Annotated in this window: 16 protein-coding genes and 3 tRNA genes; 13 read left to right on the top strand and 6 right to left on the bottom strand. The window is 73.0% G+C overall.

Going from position 1 to position 18,353, the window contains the following annotated elements; translation table 11 throughout:
* Positions 1-165 precede the first annotated feature (165 nt).
* From NBM05_RS12065 to NBM05_RS12055, 3 genes are all read left to right on the top strand, one after another.
* Positions 166-238 (top strand) — tRNA-Glu (locus NBM05_RS12065).
* 69 nt (positions 239-307) lie between these two features.
* Positions 308-381: transfer RNA gene (locus tag NBM05_RS12060), tRNA-Asp, on the top strand.
* Between the two features lie 63 nt (positions 382-444).
* Positions 445-517, top strand: a tRNA-Phe gene (locus tag NBM05_RS12055).
* A 137-nt stretch (positions 518-654) separates the two neighbouring features.
* Here NBM05_RS12055 and NBM05_RS12050 read toward each other — a convergent pair.
* Both NBM05_RS12050 and NBM05_RS12045 read right to left on the bottom strand, forming a co-directional pair.
* Positions 655-1,989 carry a YkvI family membrane protein gene (locus NBM05_RS12050; RefSeq protein ID WP_254167757.1) on the bottom strand — a complete coding sequence of 445 codons (1,335 nt, stop codon included), beginning with the start codon at positions 1,987-1,989 and terminating at the stop codon, positions 655-657.
* Between the two features lie 92 nt (positions 1,990-2,081).
* Positions 2,082-2,888 carry an exodeoxyribonuclease III gene (locus NBM05_RS12045; RefSeq protein WP_254167755.1) on the bottom strand — a complete coding sequence of 269 codons (807 nt, stop codon included), beginning with the start codon at positions 2,886-2,888 and terminating at the stop codon, positions 2,082-2,084.
* A 122-nt stretch (positions 2,889-3,010) separates the two neighbouring features.
* Here NBM05_RS12045 and NBM05_RS12040 point away from each other — a divergent pair, with 122 nt between their 5' ends.
* From NBM05_RS12040 to NBM05_RS12020, 5 genes are all read left to right on the top strand, one after another.
* Positions 3,011-3,925, top strand: coding sequence for an SDR family oxidoreductase (locus NBM05_RS12040; protein WP_254167752.1), 915 nt, complete (start codon positions 3,011-3,013; stop codon positions 3,923-3,925).
* Positions 3,926-4,165: 240 nt separating this feature from the next.
* Entirely contained in the window at positions 4,166-5,263 is a 1,098-nt protein-coding gene (locus tag NBM05_RS12035; protein WP_254167743.1) for a 3-hydroxyisobutyryl-CoA hydrolase, read from the top strand.
* Between the two features lie 30 nt (positions 5,264-5,293).
* Positions 5,294-6,193 (top strand): 3-hydroxyisobutyrate dehydrogenase, encoded by a 900-nt coding sequence (gene mmsB, locus NBM05_RS12030; RefSeq protein WP_254167741.1) that lies wholly within the window; start codon positions 5,294-5,296, stop codon positions 6,191-6,193.
* A complete protein-coding gene (locus NBM05_RS12025) occupies positions 6,190-7,047 on the top strand; it encodes an enoyl-CoA hydratase (RefSeq protein WP_254167739.1) in 858 nt (285 codons plus the stop codon). The genes mmsB and NBM05_RS12025 overlap by 4 nt, the downstream gene beginning before the upstream one ends.
* 295 nt (positions 7,048-7,342) lie before the next feature.
* Positions 7,343-8,677 carry an MFS transporter gene (locus NBM05_RS12020; RefSeq protein WP_254167784.1) on the top strand — a complete coding sequence of 445 codons (1,335 nt, stop codon included), beginning with the start codon at positions 7,343-7,345 and terminating at the stop codon, positions 8,675-8,677.
* On the opposite strand, the gene NBM05_RS12015 is transcribed toward NBM05_RS12020, so the two are convergent.
* The 4 genes from NBM05_RS12015 to nadE form a co-directional block, all read right to left on the bottom strand.
* Positions 8,622-9,302, bottom strand: a complete 681-nt coding sequence (locus tag NBM05_RS12015; protein ID WP_254167738.1) for a hypothetical protein — start codon at positions 9,300-9,302, stop codon at positions 8,622-8,624. The genes NBM05_RS12020 and NBM05_RS12015 overlap by 56 nt on opposite strands.
* A gap of 165 nt (positions 9,303-9,467) precedes the next feature.
* Positions 9,468-11,297, bottom strand: coding sequence for an AMP-binding protein (locus tag NBM05_RS12010; RefSeq protein ID WP_254167736.1), 1,830 nt, complete (start codon positions 11,295-11,297; stop codon positions 9,468-9,470).
* Between the two features lie 145 nt (positions 11,298-11,442).
* Positions 11,443-11,994, bottom strand: coding sequence for an HdeD family acid-resistance protein (locus NBM05_RS12005; RefSeq protein ID WP_254167734.1), 552 nt, complete (start codon positions 11,992-11,994; stop codon positions 11,443-11,445).
* 57 nt (positions 11,995-12,051) lie between these two features.
* A complete protein-coding gene (gene nadE, locus NBM05_RS12000; RefSeq protein ID WP_254167732.1) occupies positions 12,052-12,873 on the bottom strand; it encodes an NAD(+) synthase in 822 nt (273 codons plus the stop codon).
* 275 nt (positions 12,874-13,148) lie between these two features.
* Here nadE and NBM05_RS11995 point away from each other — a divergent pair, with 275 nt between their 5' ends.
* The 5 genes from NBM05_RS11995 to NBM05_RS11975 form a co-directional block, all read left to right on the top strand.
* Positions 13,149-14,357, top strand: coding sequence for an acyl-CoA dehydrogenase family protein (locus NBM05_RS11995; protein ID WP_254167730.1), 1,209 nt, complete (start codon positions 13,149-13,151; stop codon positions 14,355-14,357).
* Between the two features lie 157 nt (positions 14,358-14,514).
* Positions 14,515-15,432, top strand: coding sequence for an SDR family NAD(P)-dependent oxidoreductase (locus NBM05_RS11990; RefSeq protein ID WP_254167728.1), 918 nt, complete (start codon positions 14,515-14,517; stop codon positions 15,430-15,432).
* A gap of 92 nt (positions 15,433-15,524) precedes the next feature.
* Positions 15,525-16,679 (top strand): acetyl-CoA C-acetyltransferase, encoded by a 1,155-nt coding sequence (locus tag NBM05_RS11985; protein WP_254167726.1) that lies wholly within the window; start codon positions 15,525-15,527, stop codon positions 16,677-16,679.
* 4 nt (positions 16,680-16,683) lie between these two features.
* Positions 16,684-17,871 carry an acyl-CoA dehydrogenase family protein gene (locus tag NBM05_RS11980; protein WP_254167724.1) on the top strand — a complete coding sequence of 396 codons (1,188 nt, stop codon included), beginning with the start codon at positions 16,684-16,686 and terminating at the stop codon, positions 17,869-17,871.
* 87 nt (positions 17,872-17,958) lie between these two features.
* Positions 17,959-18,353 (top strand): hypothetical protein (locus tag NBM05_RS11975; protein WP_254167722.1); only part of this gene is annotated, 395 nt, incomplete at its 3' end.

Below are 18,353 nucleotides of genomic sequence, written 5' to 3'. Positions count from 1 at the left end.
ACGGGTCGCATCCCTGGCGAGGGGTGGTCCGCGCGCCCCGGCGAGGCCTCCCGTCGCCCGGATTGCCGCCGTCGTGACTCGTCGGCGCGGAATTTGCGCGGAACGATACCACCCCATATGCTAGGTACGGTTCCACGCCCGGGCAGCGCCCGGTCGCGAGGTCCGGCCCCCATCGTCTAGCGGCCTAGGACACCGCCCTTTCACGGCGGCGGCACGGGTTCGAATCCCGTTGGGGGTACTGCAAATCGTCGATTTGCAAAGCCGAGTTTCTTCCTCTAGAGTTTTCACTCGTTGGAAAAAACAACAAGGCCCTGTAGCGCAGTTGGTTAGCGCGCCGCCCTGTCACGGCGGAGGTCGCGGGTTCAAGTCCCGTCAGGGTCGCTCAGACGGCGTATTTCTCCTAGCGAGAGACGCCGTCGCGGCATATCTGCTGGCAGAATGCCGGGCTCTGTAGCTCAGTTGGTAGAGCGTACGACTGAAAATCGTAAGGTCACCGGATCGACGCCGGTCGGAGCCACGAAAACCGCCTCGCAGGCTTCTATGCGGGGCGGTTTTCTCCATTTAACGTTTCTTTTCCCACCGGCCGCGGTGAATCTCGCGACGTGATGATCCGCGACCGTGAGGACCCGGTTCACCCGCGGGGGCCCGCGTCCCTCAGTGGACGGCGGTCCCCTCCGCGTCCGGGCGGTCGGTCTCGGATCCCTCCGCCCCGGCGTCGCGCTCCTCCGTCTCCGAGTCGCTGGCGCCGTCCTCGCGGGCGCGCCGGATGTCCCGGAGCGAGAGCTCGCCCGTGACGACCTCCTCCAGGCGGTCGGAGTCCACGTGGGACTCCGCCAGCGCCCGGTCCAGCTCCGACTGGTCCTCCGCGCTGAAGGGGCGGCCGTCGTCCCCGCGCTGCTCCTCGAGGTCCCGGATGCGCTCCCTGCGGCCCGACTCCTGCGTGAACCGGCGCCGGGACTTCAGCCACCAGCCGACCAGGAGCGCCACCATGGCGAGCCCCAGGTAGCCGATGACCGGGTACACGTACGTCATCAGGGTCTCGAAGCCGACGAAGCTCACCGCGTACCCCGCGGCGCACAGGCCCAGGAAGACGGGGACGTAGCGGTTCGGGCGGGAGGCAGTGACGCGCTTGCCCAGGGCATAGAACATGCCGATCGCGGTGTTGTAGATCATGGCGAAGATGACGAAGGTCATGATGGTCGCCAGCACCGGGTGCATCGACTCGAAGAGGCTCAGCATCGGCACGTCGTCGCCCGCGACCCCGTCGATGTTGGCCAGCAGGGTGAAGGCCGCCATCGCCAGCAGGACCGTGTAGAGGATGCCGCCGTAGAGGCCGCCGCGGCCGGTCGCCTTCAGGCTGCTGTGGGAGCCCCCGATCACCAGCGACATCGAGACCCCGAGCATCAGGGCCAGGCCGTTGTAGTTGAGGGCCGAGAGCCACCAGGGGCTGACCGGCGACGCCTCCTCGGCCGCGAGCCGGCTCAGCTGGCCGAAGTCGTCCGGCAGGTGCAGCAGGGTGTACCCGAAGGCGGTCAGCACGGCCACGATCAGCAGCGGGGTGACCCCGCTGATGATGCTGCTGACCTTGTCCACGTCGAGCAGGCCGGTCGTCGCGACCAGGAGGAGCATGATCAGCGCACCGGCCCAGGTCGGCAGGCCGAACTGCTGCTCCAGGTTGGAGCCCGCCCCCGCGAGCATGACGAACCCGACGCAGAACAGCGTCAGGATGACCGCGAGGTCCAGGGTGCGGGAGACCAGCGGATGGGCGATCTCCCGGAAGACGCCGTTGTGCTCGCGCGCGAGGAAGTAGCTGCCCAGCTGGAGGATCGCCGCGCCGGCGGCCGTCATGACCACCCCGGCGAGGAGGACCCCCCACAGGCCGGTGAGCCCGAACGAGATGAAGTACTGGACGACCTCGAGGCCCGTCGCGAACCCGGCCCCCACGAGGAGTCCCACGAAGGCGAGGGATATCTTGACCTGTTCTTTCATCTGCGTCGGCTTTCCTTTCACCGGTGGGGCTGCTGGCAGGATGCCCACGCTACACCAAGCATACTGATGGTCGTCCTGCTCGATTCAGCCCCTCACGCGCACTCGACGACCACCGGCGCGTGGTCCGAGGCGCCCTTGCCCTTGCGCTCCTCGCGGTCGATCCAGGCGGTGCTCACGCGCCGTGCCAGCGCCGGCGAGCACAGCTGGAAGTCGATCCGCATCCCCTCGTTCTTGGGGAACCGCAGCGACTTGTAGTCCCAGTAGGTGTAGTCCTTCTCACCCTGGGTGTGGGGGCGCACGACGTCGACCAGGCCGGCGTCGTCGAGGAAGGAGGCGAACGCGCCCCGCTCGGGCTCGGTCACGTGGGTCATCTGGTTCTCGCGGAAGAAGTCGATGTCCCAGACGTCGTCGTCCTGCGGGGCCACGTTCCAGTCGCCGACCAGGGCGAGCTCGCCCTCGGGGTTCTCCCTCAGCCACTTCTGGGTGTCCTCGCGCAGGACGCGCAGCCACTCGAGCTTGTAGGCCATGTGGGGGTCCTCGATGCCGCGGCCGTTGGGCACGTAGAGGCTCCAGACGCGGACGCCGCCGCAGGTCGCACCCAGGGCGCGGGCCTCCTGGACCTCCTCCTGCCCCGGCTTGCCGAAGGCGGGCTGGCCGGGGAAGGTGCGCTCGACGTCGTCGAGCCCCACCCGCGAGGCGATCGCGACGCCGTTCCACTGGCTCAGCCCGAAGTGCGCGACGTCGTACCCGAGCCGCTCGAACAGGGCGAACGGGAAGCTCTCATCCTTGGCCTTGGTCTCCTGTATGGCCAGCACGTCCACGTCGGAGCGGTCCAGCCAGGCCTCCACGCGGTCGGCGCGGGCGCGGATCGAGTTCACATTCCAGGTCGCAATTCTCATGCCGCCCACGTTACCGGGCGCCGCGCGCCGCCCGGCCGCTTCCCCGTACCCGATACCGGCGGTACCGTGAGGTGGAGCACATCGCGCCCCGGCGCGTCACCGAGCAGAGCAGCGAGGCACCCATGAGCACCCAGCCCTCCCCGTCCCCCTTCCGCCCGGACGTCCTCGCCGGCCAGCGCATCCTGGTGACCGGCGGCGGCAGCGGCCTGGGACGGGGCCTGGCCCTGTCCCTGGCCGCCCACGGCGCGGAGGTGCACCTGTGGGGGCGGCGCGAGGGCCTGCTGCGCGAGGCGGCGGAGGAGATCGCCGCCGCGGGAGGGCCCCGCCCGGGGTTCGCGACGGTGGACGTGCGCGACGCCGCCGCGGTGGAGGCGGCCGTGCAGCGGCTGTGGGAGGAGCGGGGCCCGCTGACCGGCGTCGTGAACAACGCCGCGGGGAACTTCATCGCCCGCACCGAGGACCTCAGCCCCCGGGGCTTCCAGGCGGTCACCGAGACCGTCATGAACGGCTCGTACCACGTCACGCACGCCGTGGGGCGCCGGTGGATCGCGGAGGGACTGCCGGGCTCGGTGCTGTCCACGCTGGTCAGCTGGGTCTTCACGGGGTCGGCGTACGTGGTCCCCTCGGCGATGGCGAAGTCGGCGGTGCACGCGATGACCATGTCCCTGGCGGTCGAGTGGGCGCGCCACGGCATCCGGCTGAACGCCATCGCGCCCGGTCCGATCCCCACCGAGTACACCTCCGCGGTGCTCAGCTCCAGCGGGGGCGAGCGCGGGGACCGCGGCGCGATGACCGACCTCGACGCCGTCCCCGCCCGGCGCGCCGGCACCGTCGAGGAGTTCTCCCGCCTGGCGATCTTTCTGCTCTCCGGGGCCTGCGACTACCTGACGGGCCAGACGATCACGATGGACGGCGGGCAGATGCTGGCCGGCCCCTCGACCTTCTCGGCGCTGGCCGAGCTCACCGACGAGGACTGGGCGCGGATCGCGGAGCAGGGGCGCCGGGCGGCGGCGGCCTCGAAGGAGCAGCGGGGGTGAGGCCGCCAGCCGCCTCGAAGGAACTGCGGGGGTGAGGCCGACGGCCGGCCCGTCCCGCCGTCCACAACCGCGCCCGCCGCGGGTGATTCCCAGGGGTGCTCCACATTCGCCCCCTGCTTCTCGGCGGCGCCGTGACCCGCGCGATAGTGTGTGAGACGACGCACACCAACCGATGCGGGCGCCTCCGCCCGGGCCCAGCGGCCCCCGGATCCGCCCCCCAACCCCGCCCCAGGAGGGACGATGACCGACGCACGCCGGGAGCCCCCGGTGCTCACCGAGACCCGAGGCTCCCTCGGGCTGATCACGCTCAACCGGCCCCGGGCCGTCAACGCCCTGACCATCGAGATGATCGACCTGATGATGGACGCCCTCGACTCCTTCGAGGCGGATCCGCGGGTGCGGGTCGTCGCGGTCGTCGGAGCGGGGGAGCGGGGGCTGTGCGCCGGAGGCGACGTCGTCGCGCTCCACCGGGCCGCCACGAGCGGCAACGAGGCCGAGTGCCTCGAGTTCTTCCGCAAGGAGTACACGCTCGACCACCGGATCTCCCGCTACCCCAAGCCCTACGTCGCGCTCATGAACGGGCTGGTCCTGGGCGGCGGGATCGGTCTGTCCGTGGCCGGCTCGCACCGGGTGGTCACGGAGTCCACCCGCACCGGGATGCCGGAGACGGGCATCGGCTTCAGTCCCGACGTCGGCGGCCTGAAGTACCTCTCGGAGGCGCCCGGGCGCACCGGCGAGCACCTCGCGATCACCGGCCTGCACATCGACGGGGCCGACGCCGTGTACATCGGCCTCGCGGACCACTACGTCCCGGACGCCGCCCGGCTCGAGCTGCTGGCGGCCCTGGAGGACCTGCCGGGGGAGGGGGACGCCTACGCGGCGGTCGCCCGCCTCATCGCGCGCTACGAGCGGGAGGCCCCCGAGTCCCGCCTGGCCGCGGCGCAGCTGTGGATCGAGGAGGCCTACGCGGCCGACGCCGTCGAGCAGGTCCGGGACAACCTCGCGGTCCTCGCGGAGCGGGAGCCGGACGACGACGCCGTCGCCGCGGCACTCGCGGCCCTCGAGCGGAACAGCCCCACCGGCATCAAGACCGCCTGGGAGGGGATCGGCCGCGCGCGCGGGCTGAGCCTGGCCCAGACGCTCGAGCAGGACTTCCGGACCAGCGGCAACGCCGTCTTCGCCCACGACATGACCGAGGGTATCCGCGCCCAGGTCGTGGACAAGGACCGCAGCCCGGCGTGGGACCCGCCCTCGCTGGAGGAGGTCGAGCAGGACCGCGTGCTGGCCTTCTTCGGGCCGGTCCCGGGCCACGAGGACCTGCGGCTGCCGGAGGGGTAGCGCCGCACGCACGAGGTGAAGGAGACCGAGATGAGAATCGCCTTTCTGGGACTGGGCAACATGGGCGGGCCGATGACCCGCAACCTGGTCGCGGCCGGCCACGAGGTGGTCGGGTACGACCCGGTCGAGGCGGCCCGCAGGACCGCTGAGGCCGCGGGCGTGAGCATCTCGGGCAGCGGCGAGGAGGCGGTGCGCGGTGCGGAGGTCGTGTTCACGATGTTCCCCTCCGGGGCCCACGTGCTCGCCGCCTACCGGGGCGAGGGCGGTGCCGAGGGCCTGCTCGCGGCGGCCGCCCCGGGCACCCTGTTCATCGACTCCTCGACCATCAGCGTGGACGAGGCGCGCGAGGCCGCCGGGCTGGCGCGGGACGCGGGGCATCGCGCCCTGGACACGCCGGTCTCCGGCGGGGTGGCCGGGGCCGCCGCCGGAACGCTGACCTTCATGGTGGGCGGACCGGCCGAGGAGTACGAGGCCGCGCTGCCCCTGCTGGAGGTCATGGGCCGCAAGATCGTGCACTGCGGGGAGAGCGGCGCCGGGCAGGCCACCAAGGCCTGCAACAACATGCTGCTGGCGGTCACCATGATCGGCGCCTCGGAGGCCTTCGTGCTCGGGGAGAAGCTGGGGCTGAGCGACGAGGTCCTCTACGAGGTCATGTCCAGCTCCGCGGCGCAGTGCTGGGCCGTGACCACCAACTGCCCGGTCCCGGGCCCGGTCGGGACGAGCCCGGCCAACCACGACTACGCGCCGGGGTTCGCGACCGCGCTCATGGCCAAGGACCTGGGGCTCGCGCTCGCCGCGCTCGAGGCGACGGGGACCCGGGCCGAGTTCGGCCGCGCGGCGCAGAGGCTGTACGAGGAGTTCAAGGAGTCGGGCCACGGCGGCCTCGACTTCTCCGCCATCATCCAGAGGATTCGAGAGGAGAACGCATGAGCGAGGGGACGCACGACGACGCCGGGGCCCGCGGGCCGGGGGAGGCACGGGGCGAGCCGGGGAGCGGGGGAGCCGGGGGCGAGTCCGAGGCGCCGATCCTAACCAGCCTGGAGGACGGCGTCGGGCTCATCCGGCTGAACCGGCCGAAGGCGCTCAACGCGCTGAACCAGGAGACGATGCACGCCGTCGTCGACACCGCGGAGGCGTGGGACGCCGACCCGGAGGTGCGTGCCATCGTCCTCACGGGATCCGCCAAGGCCTTCGCCGCCGGTGCGGACATCAAGGAGATGGCGGCCAAGAGCTACCCGGAGGTCTACGCCGCCGACTGGTTCGCCCGCTGGGAGCGCCTGGCCGAGGTGCGGATCCCGGTGATCGCGGCGGTGAGCGGGTACGCCCTGGGCGGCGGCTGCGAGCTGGCGATGCTGTGCGACATCCTGGTCGCCGGCGAGGGCGCGCGCTTCGGCCAGCCGGAGATCAATCTCGGGGTCATCCCCGGGATGGGCGGCTCGCAGCGGCTGACCCGCGCCGTCGGCAAGGCCAAGGCCATGGACATGGTGCTGACCGGGCGCATGATGGACGCCCAGGAGGCCGAGCGGGCCGGGCTGGTCTCGCGCCTGGTGCCCGACGACGCCGTACTGGACACCGCGCTGGAGGTCGCCCGGAGCATCGCGGCGAAGTCGCGCCCGGCCACGATGATCGCCAAGGAGGCGGTGGGCGCCGCGTTCGAGACGACCCTGGGCCAGGGCGTGCGCTTCGAGCGGCGGGTCTTCCACTCGCTTTTCGCGACCGAGGACCAGAAGGAGGGTATGGCGGCCTTCGCGGAGAAGCGGGAGCCGAGGTTCCGGGGGCGGTGAGGGGCGCCGATCCTCTCGGGGCCGCGTGTCCGGCGGGTTCGGGTCCTTCGCCTTTGCGACGCGCGGGCCCTGCGCCTCCGCGAGACCCGGGCCCCGCACCTCGGCCACGTCCGAGCCCCGCGCCTCCGCGACGTCCGGGGGCTGATGCCCCTCGTGACCGTCCGCCCGTTCAGACGGGCGGTAGGCCGCCCGCCGTCGGCTTCCGGCTTTCCCGCCCACCCGGTACGCTGAGCGGATGGACTTGATTCGAGGCGCGAATAAATCGTGGCGAAGGGCCCGTTGGGGCGTGACCCTGATGTTCTTCACCAACGGGGCCGTCATCGCGGGGCTGCTGCCGCGCTATCCGGAGCTCAAAGACGCCCTGGGGCTGTCCAACGCCGGGTTCGGGATGCTGGTGGCCGCCGTCGCGGTCGGGTCCATCGCGGCGTCGGGGCTCCCGGCGGTCGCGATCCGGCGCTTCGGCGCCCGCCGCACGGCCACGGTCGGCACGGTGCTGATGGCGGTGGTCATGGCCTCGGTCGGCTTCAGCCCGCAGGTGTGGGCGGTCGCCGTGCTGCTGGGCGCCGTCGGCCTGCTGGACGCCGTCGTCGACGCCGCGCAGAACGTCCACGGGCTGTACGTGGAGGAGGGCCTGGGCCGGACCGTCATCAACTCGATGCACGCCTCGTGGAGCATCGGGGCCGCGCTGGGCGGTCTGGGCGCCGCGGTCGCGCAGGGGGCCGGCGTCGGCCTGGGGGTCCATCTGGCCGTGAGCGGAATGCTGGTGGCGGGGATCGCGGTGCTGGCGTACTCCGTCGCCGCCGCGCCGTCGGTGTCGGTGTCCGGTGGCTCCCGGGCGGAGGTCGGCGGGGCGGACGGCCCCGCGGCGGACGTCGCAGGCGAGGGGTCAGGGGACCCGGCGGGAAGCGCTGACGGATGGACCGGCGGCGGGGCGGCGGACGGTGGCTCCGTCGAGGTCGGATCGGATAGGTCGCGGTCGGGGGCGCACACGGAACCGCGCCCGGGGCAGCGGATGGGGCCCGGGGCGGCGGGGCGAGCCGTTCCGCGTCCCGGCCTGCGCGGCTGGGCGTTCCTGATGCTCCTGGCGATCATGGCGGTCGCGGGAGCCCTGATCGAGGACGTCGGGAACAACTGGTCGGCGAACTTCCTGCGCGACGTCGCGGGCCTGCCGCTCGCGCTCGTCGGCTACGGCTACGTGACGCTGCTGGTCGCCCAGTTCCTCGGCCGCATCCTCGGCGACCCGCTGACCGACCGCTTCGGCCGGGACAGGGTCGCGATGGCGGGCGGGCTGCTCATCGCCGTCGGATTCGGGACGGTCATGCTGCAGCCCGCGGTGTGGAGCGCCTTCGTGGCCTTCGCGCTGGCCGGCTTCGGCTGCGCGACTCTCATCCCCGCGGCCTACGCGGAGGCGAACCGGGTGCCGGGCTTCCGGGACGGGACGGGCATCACGGTGGTCGGCTGGGTCATGCGCACCGGATTCCTGTTCACCTCGCCCGCGATCGGCCTCATCGCCGACGGCAGCGGGCTGCGGACCGCGTTCGCCATCCCGCTGGCGGCGGGGTGCGTGGTCGTGGTCATCGCGCTGGCCCTGGAGGTGCGGGCGCGACGTCGGCGGCCCGCCCGGCCCTGAGGCCGCCGGGTGTCCGCGCCCACCAGGCCCAGACGAGGAGGGCGATCACCACGACCACGGCGAACGGGAGAAAGGACGTGTCCTGGCTGGGTCCGGTCGGCAGGAGCAGCCCGACCAGGAGCCCCACCGGGGCGGCCAGCCTGCCGAGCCATCCCCAGGCCCCCGGGCGCGCGCCCAGAATGCCGGGGACTGCCACGATCAAGCCTCCTATGGCGGACCCGATGAGCCAGACGACCGAGTCGTAGAGATTGCCCTCGAGGGAGCCGAGGCCGGGCTCGAGTCCGGGGACGCCGACGATCTCGGGGTCGGCCATCGCCGCTCGGTAGTTGGCAACGTCATAGAGGGTGTCGCTCGCATAGTAGGCGAGCGTGGCCGAGGCCAACATCACGACGACGCCGAGCGCGCTGTGCAGAGCCGGCGCGCCCCGACGGCGCAGCCACCACGCGAAGAGCAGGCCGAGGCATGCCCAGCCGGCACCGTGGCCGAGCACGGCGGCCACCTGCGGCACCTGCGCGTGGTTGAGCACCGAGGTCCCGGCGCCGTACAGCAGGCCCACGAGCAGTGCCGAGAGGCACACTCCCCGTCCGGGGAAGAAACGCTGGGGTCGTGGAGTCTGCTGTGCCATGGTGTCTTTCAGGTGCGAGTGCATCGCTCACACGTTATCCGAGGCAGCACCTGGGTGAGGGGTCGAGACCCGGGCACGGGGCATTCCCCTGATGTCTCGCGGAGTCGGTGAGAAACGGGCTCACTCGCCAGAGCGGCGAGCCGGCCCCGCCGGAGGAGCCTGAGGCTATCCCCGCAGGCGCGGGAAGTCGGTGTCCGCATACTCGCGTCCGGCCGAACCGTCGATCCGGGATGCTGTGTCTCCGGCCGCCGCGCCGGCGTCGACGTGCGTCCCCGGGCCCCTGCCATCCAGATCTCCGGCCGCGTGGTCCCCCGGCCGCAGCACCTCCTCCCGCGCCCGCAGCTCCACCCGCCTGATCTTGCCCGAGACGGTCTTGGGCAGCTCCCAGAACTCCAGGCGCCGCACGCGGGCGTAGGGCGGGAGCTTCTCGCGGCAGTGGGCCAGGATCGACTCGGCCGTCTCCGCGGTGGGCTCCGCGTCCGCGCGCAGGGCCACGTAGGCCTTAGGCACCGCGAGCCGGATCGGGTCCGGGGAGGGGACGACCGCGGCCTCGGCCACCGCCGGGTGCTCGATCAGCACCGACTCCAGCTCGAAGGGCGAGATCTTGTAGTCGCTGGCCTTGAAGACGTCGTCGGAGCGTCCCACGTAGGTGTAGAGCCCGTTCTCGTCCCGGCTCATCACGTCGCCGGTGCGGTACAGGCCGTCCCGGAAGACGGCGTCGTTCTTGGCCGGGTCGTCGCTGTACCCGGGCATGAGCCCCACCGGGCGCGGATCGGTCACCAGGCACACCTCGCCCTCGCCGGCGCCCTCGATCACCTCGCCGGTGTCCTCGTGGAGGAGCTCGACGTCGTACCCCGGCAGCGGGCGCCCCACCGAGCCGACCTTGACCGGCTGGCCCGGGGTGTTGGCGATCTGCACGGTGGTCTCGGTCTGGCCGAAGCCGTCCCGGATGTCCAGGCCCCACGCCTGCTGGACCCGCAGGATGACCCGGGGGTTCAGGGGCTCGCCCGCCGCGACGACCTTGGCCGGCGGGTTGCGCAGCTGCGAGAGGTTGGCCTGGATCAGCATCCGCCACACCGTGGGCGGGGCGCAGAAGCTCGTGACGCCCTCGGCGTCCATCGTGGACATCAGCGCGCCAGCGTCGAACCGGGCGTAGTTGTAGATCATGACCGTGGCCTCGGCGATCCAGGGCGCGAAGACGTTGGACCACGCGTGCTTGGCCCACCCCGGCGAGGCCACGTTGAGGTGCACGTCCCCGGGCTCCAGGCCGATCCAGTACATCGTGGACAGGTGCCCCACCGGGTACGAGACGTGCGTGTGCTCCACGAGCTTGGCCTGCGACGTCGTGCCGGAGGTGAAGTAGAGCAACAGCGTCTCGTCCGCGCGCGTGGGGCGGTCCGGGCGGAAGTCGGGCGAGGCCTCGCGGCTCAGGGCGTAGGCGTGGTGCGGGTGCTCTGCCGCAGGATCCGCGGCGCGGTCCGCGGCCTCCGTGCCGGTCTCGATCACCGAGAAGTCACCCGGGACCTCGGCGAACTTGGCGCTGTTGACCGGGTTGGTGACGACCCAGCCCACCCGGCCGCGCTCGACCCGCTCCGTCAGGCCGGAGGGCCCCAGCATGGTCGTGGTGGGCAGTAGCACCGCCCCGAGCTTGGCGGCGGCCAAAACCGTCTCCCAGAGCTCCACCTGGTTGTCCAGCATGAGCAGGATGCGGTCCCCGCGCCCGACGCCGATCGCGCGCAGCCAGCTCGCCAGCCGCGCCGAGCGCTCGGCCATCTCCCGGTAGGTGACCCGTTGGGAGCTGCCGTCCCGCTCGACGATGACCAGTGCGTTGCGGGCCCCGCCCTCGGGGGTCGCGGCGACGGCGTCGAACCAGTCCAGGGCGAAGTTGAAGTGCTCGAAGCGCGGCCACTCGAACTCCCGCCGGGCCGCCCCGTAGTCCTCCCGGAGCCGCAGGAGCTGGTCCCTGGCCTGGCGGAACTCTTCGGTGACGGTCATCGCGACTCCTTGCCGTGCGTGGATCCTCCTGCCGCCACGACCGTGCGTGACCGGCATCGCTGTCCTGCCACACTAGCCCGGCTCCCGCCGAAAGAGAACGTGCGCGCCGCGGGTGGGGACGCCGGCTCGGGAGGACCCGGCCGCGTCAGCCGGAGGCGCGCGCCGCGCGCCGGCCCACGACGCGCAGCACGATTCCCGCCACGAGCGAGAGCAGGCCCCAGGCCACGGCCAGGATGCCGATCAGCACGGTGAAGGCCACGACGCCGCCGGTCGGGTTGACGACGAAGATCACCCCGGCGACGAGCCAGAGGAGCCCGCCCAGGACCAGCAGCCACCGCGGGCCGCCGCTGCGCCGCCGGAGGGCGCTCACGATCTCGAGGACGCCGCGCACCAGCAGCCACACGCCCAGGACCCAGACGAGCGTCGCGGCCCCGAAGATCGGGTTGACGAGCGCGATCAGACCCGCCACGATGCCGATGACGCCGGAGAGCACCAGGAACCCCCGGGTCCCGCCGCGCGGCGCGTTGAACGCGCTGACGAGCGCGAAGATCCCGTCCACGAGCGCGTACGCGCCGATCAGGATCATCAGCGTCACCGCCGAGGCGATGGGCCAGGAGACGAGCACGAGGCCGAGGACGAGCGCGAGCACCCCCGAGACGATCAGGGCGGTGGACGAACGGCGGATGATCGGATCCATGGGAGTCCCTCTTCGAGTCGCTGGCTGTGACTCGATGCTATACCCGCGGGTCAGCCCCTACTTCCACCAGGAGTCGTGGATCGTCACGGGCACGGTGCGCTTGTGGCGGGTGCGCAGGAACCGGGCCTCGAGGGCCTCGGCGTGCACCTCGTCGATCTCCTTGCCCTCGAGGTAGTCGTCCACGACGTCGTAGCTCAGGCCCAGCTCCGACTCGTCGGTCTGACCCGGGACCTCGTCCAGCAGGTCGGCGGTCGGCGCCTTGCCCCACAGCCGCTCCTCGGCGCCGAGGTGGCGCAGCAGCTGCTGGTTCTGCCGCTTGTCCAGGCCGAACAGCGGCAGGACGTCCGCGCCGCCGTCGCCGAACTTGGTGAAGAAGCCGGTCACGGACTCGGCCGCGTGGTCGGTGCCGATCACCAGCAGGTTGCGCTCGCCGGCCAGCGCGTACTGGGCCATCATGCGCACCCGCGCCTTGGCGTTGCCCCGGTTGTAGTCGGTCATCTCCCGCCCGGTGGCCCGGACGAACTCCTCCGCGAGGCCGGTGGTCGCCGGCTCCACGTTGAACACGAGGCTGGTCTTGGGGCGGATGAACTCGAGGGCGCGCTGGGCGTCCTCCTCGTCGTGCTGGACCCGGTGGGGGAGGCGGACCGCGACGAAGTCGACGTCGTACCCCTCCTCCGCGAGGCGCTCCACGGCGAGCTGGGCCAGCCGTCCCGCCAGGGTGGAGTCGATGCCGCCGCTGATGCCCAGGACGAAGCCCAGGGTCTGGGTCGCCTTGAGGTAGTCGCACAGCAGGCCGACCCGGGCCTCCACCTCCTCGGCCGGGTCGATCCGGGGCCTCACGCCCATGTCCTCGATGATCTTCGCCTGGAGTTCGCGCATGGGGACATCTTAGGTCGCGGGGCCCGGGTCCGCATCGGTTCCGTTCGTCCGGGCGGGGCCGATGCCCGCCCGGGTGGGATCCCCGGCCCGGGCGGAGGCCCCGGTCCGGATGAGGCCAGGGCCAGGACGGGAGTCGAGGCTCGGGCGGGGCCCAGGGCCGGGCGGAGGCCCCGGTCCTGGCGCAACGACCTGGGCCTCGGTAGGGTCGATGTATACGTGACCCAAGGCACACAATGCCGCGGGGTCGCCTCGATTCCCCACCCAGGAAGGCCATCGTGACCACCGATCTCCGCGGGCTGACCCCCGCGCCCCCAGAGCCAGAGCACCTGCCCTACCCCGACGCCGACGTGCTCGACGTCGCCTCCCTCCTCGACCCGGCCGAGCGGCGCTCGCTCGAGGCCATCCGGGCCTACCTGCACGACGTCGTGCGCCCGCTCGCGATCGACTACTGGAACCGGGAGGAGTTCCCGTTCGAGCTGCTGCCCGGGCTGGCCGAGGTGGGCCTGGGGGAGATCGAGCTGGGCGGGACCTCCCGCCTGTACCGCGGCCTCGTCTACGCCGAGACCAGCCGGGCCGACGTCTCGATCTCCGCGCTGGTGGGCATCCACAACGAGCTGATCGTGGGGATGCTGAGCGAGCTCGGCTCGCCCGAGCAGCGCGAGCGGTGGCTCCCGCGGCTGCGGCGCTTCGAGGCCCTGGGCGCCTTCGCCCTGACTGAGCCCGACCACGGCTCGGACGTCGCCGGCGGCCTCGAGACCACCGCCCGGCGCGACGGCGGCGAGTGGGTCATCAGCGGCCGCAAGCGCTGGGCGGGCCTGGGCACCATCGCCGACGTCGCCCTCGTCTGGGCCCGCGACGCCGCGGACAACCAGATCAAGGCCTTCCTCGTGGAGACCGACCGGCCGGGGTACCGGGCCCAGAAGATCCCGCACAAGATCGGGCTGCGGATCATCCCCAACGCCGACATCGAGCTCGACGAGGTGCGCATCCCGGCGTCGAACCACCTGCCGGGAGCCACCGACTTCTCGACCGCCAACCGGATGCTGCGCAGCTCGCGCGCGTGGGTCGGCTGGCAGGCCGTGGGGGTGCAGCTGGCCGCGTTCGACGTCGCCCGGGAGTACTCCCTGGAGCGGCGCCAGTTCGGGCGCCCGCTCGCGGGGTTCCAGCTGATCCAGCAGCCGCTGTCCGAGATCCTCGGCAACGCCCAGGCGAGCCTGGGGATGATGGTCCAGGTCGCCCGGCTCCAGGAGGAGGGGCGGCTGGAGATGCTGCACGCCGCGATGGGCAAGGCGACCGGCACGCGGCTGGTGCGCGAGTCGGTGGCCAAGGCGCGCGGGATCCTGGGCGGCAACGGCGTCACGAGCGAGTACCACGCGGCCAAGATCTTCGGCGACGCCGAGATCATGTACACCTACGAGGGGACCTACGAGATCAACTCGCTGATCGTGGGGCGCGCGGTCACGGGGGTCTCGGCGTTCCGCTGAGGCGCCGGGCCGCGGGCGGCGGGCTGCGGGCCTCGGGCCGTCAGGCGGGCGGCGTCCTGGCCGCGGGGCGCGGGGTCCGTGCGACGCGAACAGCACGGAGAGAGCCGCACGGCACGAGCGGCACCGAGAGACGAGACACGAGAGACGAGGGACGGCGATGGAGATCCGAGGGACCACGGCGATCGTGACCGGAGGCGCCTCCGGCCTGGGGGCGGCGACGGCGCGCGCCCTCGCCGCGCGCGGGGCGGACGTCTTCGCCTTCGACCTCGCCCCGGCGATCGAGAAGGCCCGGGCAGAAGCGGAGCCCGCGCCCGACGCCGCGGCCGCACCCGCCGCGGGACCCGCGACGCACGAGGGGGCCGCCTCGACCACGAAGCCGGCGCCCGACGCGGCAACCGTGCCCGACGCCGCAACCGCACCGGATGCCGCGGCCGCACCACCCGCCGCCCCCGGCCGCATCGCCTACGCGGAGGTCGACGTGACCGACCCCGCCTCGGTGCGCGCCGGCGTCGAGCGCGCGGTCCGCGAGGGAGCCGGGCCCCTGCGGGTCGCGGTGAACTGCGCCGGCATCGGCCCCTCCGCGCGGATCCTCGGGCGCTCGGGGGTCCACGACTTCGAGCTGTACGCCCAGGTCGTGCAGGTCAACCTCGTCGGGACCTTCCACGTCCTCGCGCTCGCCGCGGAGGCCATGGCCGGGCAGGAGTCGGCGGACGGGGAGGGGCAGCGCGGCGTCGTCGTCAACACCGCCTCGGTCGCGGCCTACGAGGGGCAGGTCGGGCAGGCCGCCTACGCCTCCTCGAAGGGCGGCGTCGTGGGCCTGACGCTCGCGGCCGCGCGCGACCTGGCCGGGCGCGGGATCCGGGTCAACACGGTGGCCCCCGGGATCGTGGACACGCCCATGATGGCCACGATCGGGGAGGAGTACCGGGAGGGGCTCGCGGCCTCGGTGCCGTTCCCGCACCGGCTGGCCCGGCCGGAGGAGTACGCGCGGCTGGTGCTGATGCTGGTGGAGCACGACTACCTCAACGGGGAGACCATCCGCATGGACGGGGCGCTGCGGATGCCACCCCGGTGACCGGCGGGGCGGTCCGGACGCCGCCCCGTCCCGTCCGCCCCTCCCGCCCCATCCGCCACCCCACCCCGCACCCGTCGACCAAGGAGGACATCATGGCCGAGGCATACATCATCGACGCCCGGCGCACGCCGGTGGGACGACGCCGCGGCGGCCTGGCGGCCGTCCACCCGCTGGACCTCGCGGCCGCGCCGATCCGCGCCGTCGTGGACCGGGCCGGCGTGGACCCCGCGGAGTACGACGAGGTGATCCTCGGGTGCATCGACCAGGTCGGGCCGCAGGCCTTCGACGTCGCCCGCAGCGCCTGGCTCGCGGCCGGCGGCTCGGAGGCCGTCCCGGGCACCACGATCGACCGGCAGTGCGGCTCGGGCCAGCAGGCCGTGCACTACGCCGCCCAGGCCGTCATGTCCGGCACGAGCGACCTCGTGCTGGCCGGCGGCGTCCAGTCGATGAGCTCGGTGCCGCTGTCCTGGGCGAGCACCGCGGCGTCGGAGCTGGGCTTCCCGGACCCGTTCGCCGGCTCCGAGGGGTGGGCCGCGCGCTACGGGGGCCAGGAGATCTCGCAGTTCCGCGGCGTCGAGCTCATGGCCGAGCGCTGGGGCTTCGACCGCGACGACCTGGAGGCCTACGCCGCCGAGTCCCACCGCCGGGCGCTCGCCGCCCGGGGCGCGGGCTGCTTCGACCGGGAGATCGTGCCGGTCGCGGACGTGGCGCAGGACGAGGGTCCGCGCGAGCCCAACCGCGCGCGCATGGCCGAGCTGGAGCCGATCCGGCCCGGCGGGGTGCACACGGCCGCCACGGCCTCGCAGCTCTCCGACGGCGCCGCGGTGCTGCTGATCGCCTCGGAGCGCGCCGTCGAGCGCCACGGCCTGGTCCCGCGCGCCCGGATCCACCACCTCAGCGCCCGCGGCGACGACCCCGTGGCCATGCTGACCGCGCCGATCCGAGCCACCCGCCGGGCGCTGGAGCGCACCGGCCTGGAGCTGGAGGACATGGACGCCGTGGAGATCAACGAGGCCTTCGCCGGCGTCGTGCTCGCCTGGGCCCGCGAGCTGGAGCCGGACATGGCGCACGTGAACCGCCACGGCGGCGCGATCGCGCTGGGCCACCCCATCGGGGCCACCGGCGCGCGGCTCATGACCACCCTGCTGCACGTCCTCGAGGACACCGGCGGCCGCTACGGGCTGCAGACCATGTGCGAGGGCGGCGGGCAGGCCAACGTGACCATCATCGAGAGACTGGGAGAGTGATCGGGTGCCTGAGATCGTCTACGAGCTGACCGAGCCGCTGGACACCGACTACCTGGGGGCCCTGGACGGGGCGACCGGGGAGGACCGCGAGGCCTGGGCGCTCGCGCGGGAGTACGGCCGGGAGGTCCTGGCCGGGGCCAACGAGGCGTGGGAGCGCGCCGAATACCCCCTGGAGACCCTGCGCGGGCTGGGGGAGCGGGACCTGCTGACCGACGGCCTGGACATCCCGGGCCGGCGCCGGCTCTCCCCGCTGGGGGCAGGGCTGGTGACCATGGAGCTCTCCCGCTGGGACGGCTCGCTCGGCACGGCCGCGGCGGTGCAGGGCGGGCTGGCGCTGCGCTCGATCGCGCTGTTCGGCTCCCCCGAGCAGAAGGAGCGGTACCTGACCCCGCTCGCCGAGGCCAGCCTGCTGGGCGCCTTCGCCCTGACGGAGCCGGACCACGGCTCCGACTCTGTCTCGCTGGGGACCACCGCCGTCCGGGACGGGGACGGGTACGTCATCTCGGGCGAGAAGAAGTGGATCGGCAACGGCGCCTCCGGTGGGATCACCGTCGTGTGGGCGCGCTGCGAAGACGGGAACGTCCGGGGCTTCGTCGTGCCGCAGGAGGCGGAGGGGTACCGGGCCGAGGTCATCCGGGGCAAGGCGGCCCTGCGCGGGATCCACCAGGCCCGGATCACGCTCGACGCCGTCCGAGTTCCTGCCGACGCGCTCCTCCCGGGCGCGGCGAACTTCAAGGAGGTCTCGCAGGCGCTCGTGCAGACCCGGGTGGGGGTGGCGTGGTCCGCGCTGGGGCACGCCGTCGGGGTCTACGAGGCGGCGCTGCAGTACAGCCGGCAGCGCCTGCAGTTCGGCAAGCCGCTGGCCAAGTTCCAGATGGTCCAGGAGCGGCTGGTGCAGATGCTCACCGACGTCACCGACATGCAGCTCATGGCCGCCCAGACCGCCCGCCTCCAGGAGCGGGGGACGCTGCGTGACCAGCAGGCCAGCATGTTCAAGCTGCACAACACGGTGCGCGCCCGGCGGGTCGCGGCCACGGCCCGGGACATGCTCGGGGGCAACGGCATCCTGCTGGAGCACCACGTGGCCCGGCACATGGCGGACATCGAGGGGCTGCACACCTACGAGGGCACGGAGTCGATCCAGACGCTGATCGTGGGGCGGGACGTCACGGGGCAGTCGGCGTTCGCGTAGGGGGCTGACCTAGACTGAGGCGTGCCCAGATCCAGTGCGAGGAGCGCGCATGAAGCTCCCCTCCGCCGCCGCCCGGGGGCCGGTGCGGTGAGCCCCGACGCGGCGAGCCCCGACGTCGTCCCCGCGCCCCCGCGGTCCGCCGACCGGCCGGCGCCCGGGAACGCCCCGGTCCCGCGCCGGCTCGACGTCGACGCGACGGACCCGGAACGGCTGTTCGCCCGCATCGCCGCCGGCTCCGACTACGCCTACTGGCTCGACTCCTCCTCCGCGGGATCCGGCCGGGGCGCGCCGTCGCGGTACAGCGTGCTGGGGGTCGCCACCGGGCCGGGCGCCCGGATCCTGCGCTACGAGACCGCCGGCCGGCCCGACCCCGTGACCGCCGTCCTGGAGCCGGGGGCCGGGAGGGCCTGGACCCGGCCCGGCTCGATCCTCGAGGCGCTGGCCGAGGAGCTCGACGACGCGCCGCCGGCCCCCGGCTGGGG

The organism is Rothia santali (genome assembly GCF_024199905.1).
Classification (GTDB): domain Bacteria; phylum Actinomycetota; class Actinomycetes; order Actinomycetales; family Micrococcaceae; genus Rothia; species Rothia santali.
Note: the sequence above shows the minus strand (reverse complement) of the source record. Positions and strands in the feature narration are given on the sequence as shown.

Bases quoted from the DNA above. Each gene is read 5' to 3' on its own strand.
- NBM05_RS12050 (WP_254167757.1), bottom strand. From the start codon at position 1,989: ATGAAAGAACAGGTCAAGATATCCCTCGCCTTCGTGGGACTCCTCGTG.
- NBM05_RS12045 (WP_254167755.1), bottom strand. From the start codon at position 2,888: ATGAGAATTGCGACCTGGAATGTGAACTCGATCCGCGCCCGCGCCGAC.
- NBM05_RS12040 (WP_254167752.1), top strand. From the start codon at position 3,011: ATGAGCACCCAGCCCTCCCCGTCCCCCTTCCGCCCGGACGTCCTCGCC.
- NBM05_RS12035 (WP_254167743.1), top strand. From the start codon at position 4,166: ATGACCGACGCACGCCGGGAGCCCCCGGTGCTCACCGAGACCCGAGGC.
- mmsB (WP_254167741.1), top strand. From the start codon at position 5,294: ATGAGAATCGCCTTTCTGGGACTGGGCAACATGGGCGGGCCGATGACC.
- NBM05_RS12025 (WP_254167739.1), top strand. From the start codon at position 6,190: ATGAGCGAGGGGACGCACGACGACGCCGGGGCCCGCGGGCCGGGGGAG.
- NBM05_RS12020 (WP_254167784.1), top strand. From the start codon at position 7,343: ATGTTCTTCACCAACGGGGCCGTCATCGCGGGGCTGCTGCCGCGCTAT.
- NBM05_RS12015 (WP_254167738.1), bottom strand. From the start codon at position 9,302: ATGGCACAGCAGACTCCACGACCCCAGCGTTTCTTCCCCGGACGGGGA.
- NBM05_RS12010 (WP_254167736.1), bottom strand. From the start codon at position 11,297: ATGACCGTCACCGAAGAGTTCCGCCAGGCCAGGGACCAGCTCCTGCGG.
- NBM05_RS12005 (WP_254167734.1), bottom strand. From the start codon at position 11,994: ATGGATCCGATCATCCGCCGTTCGTCCACCGCCCTGATCGTCTCGGGG.
- nadE (WP_254167732.1), bottom strand. From the start codon at position 12,873: ATGCGCGAACTCCAGGCGAAGATCATCGAGGACATGGGCGTGAGGCCC.
- NBM05_RS11990 (WP_254167728.1), top strand. From the start codon at position 14,515: ATGGAGATCCGAGGGACCACGGCGATCGTGACCGGAGGCGCCTCCGGC.
- NBM05_RS11985 (WP_254167726.1), top strand. From the start codon at position 15,525: ATGGCCGAGGCATACATCATCGACGCCCGGCGCACGCCGGTGGGACGA.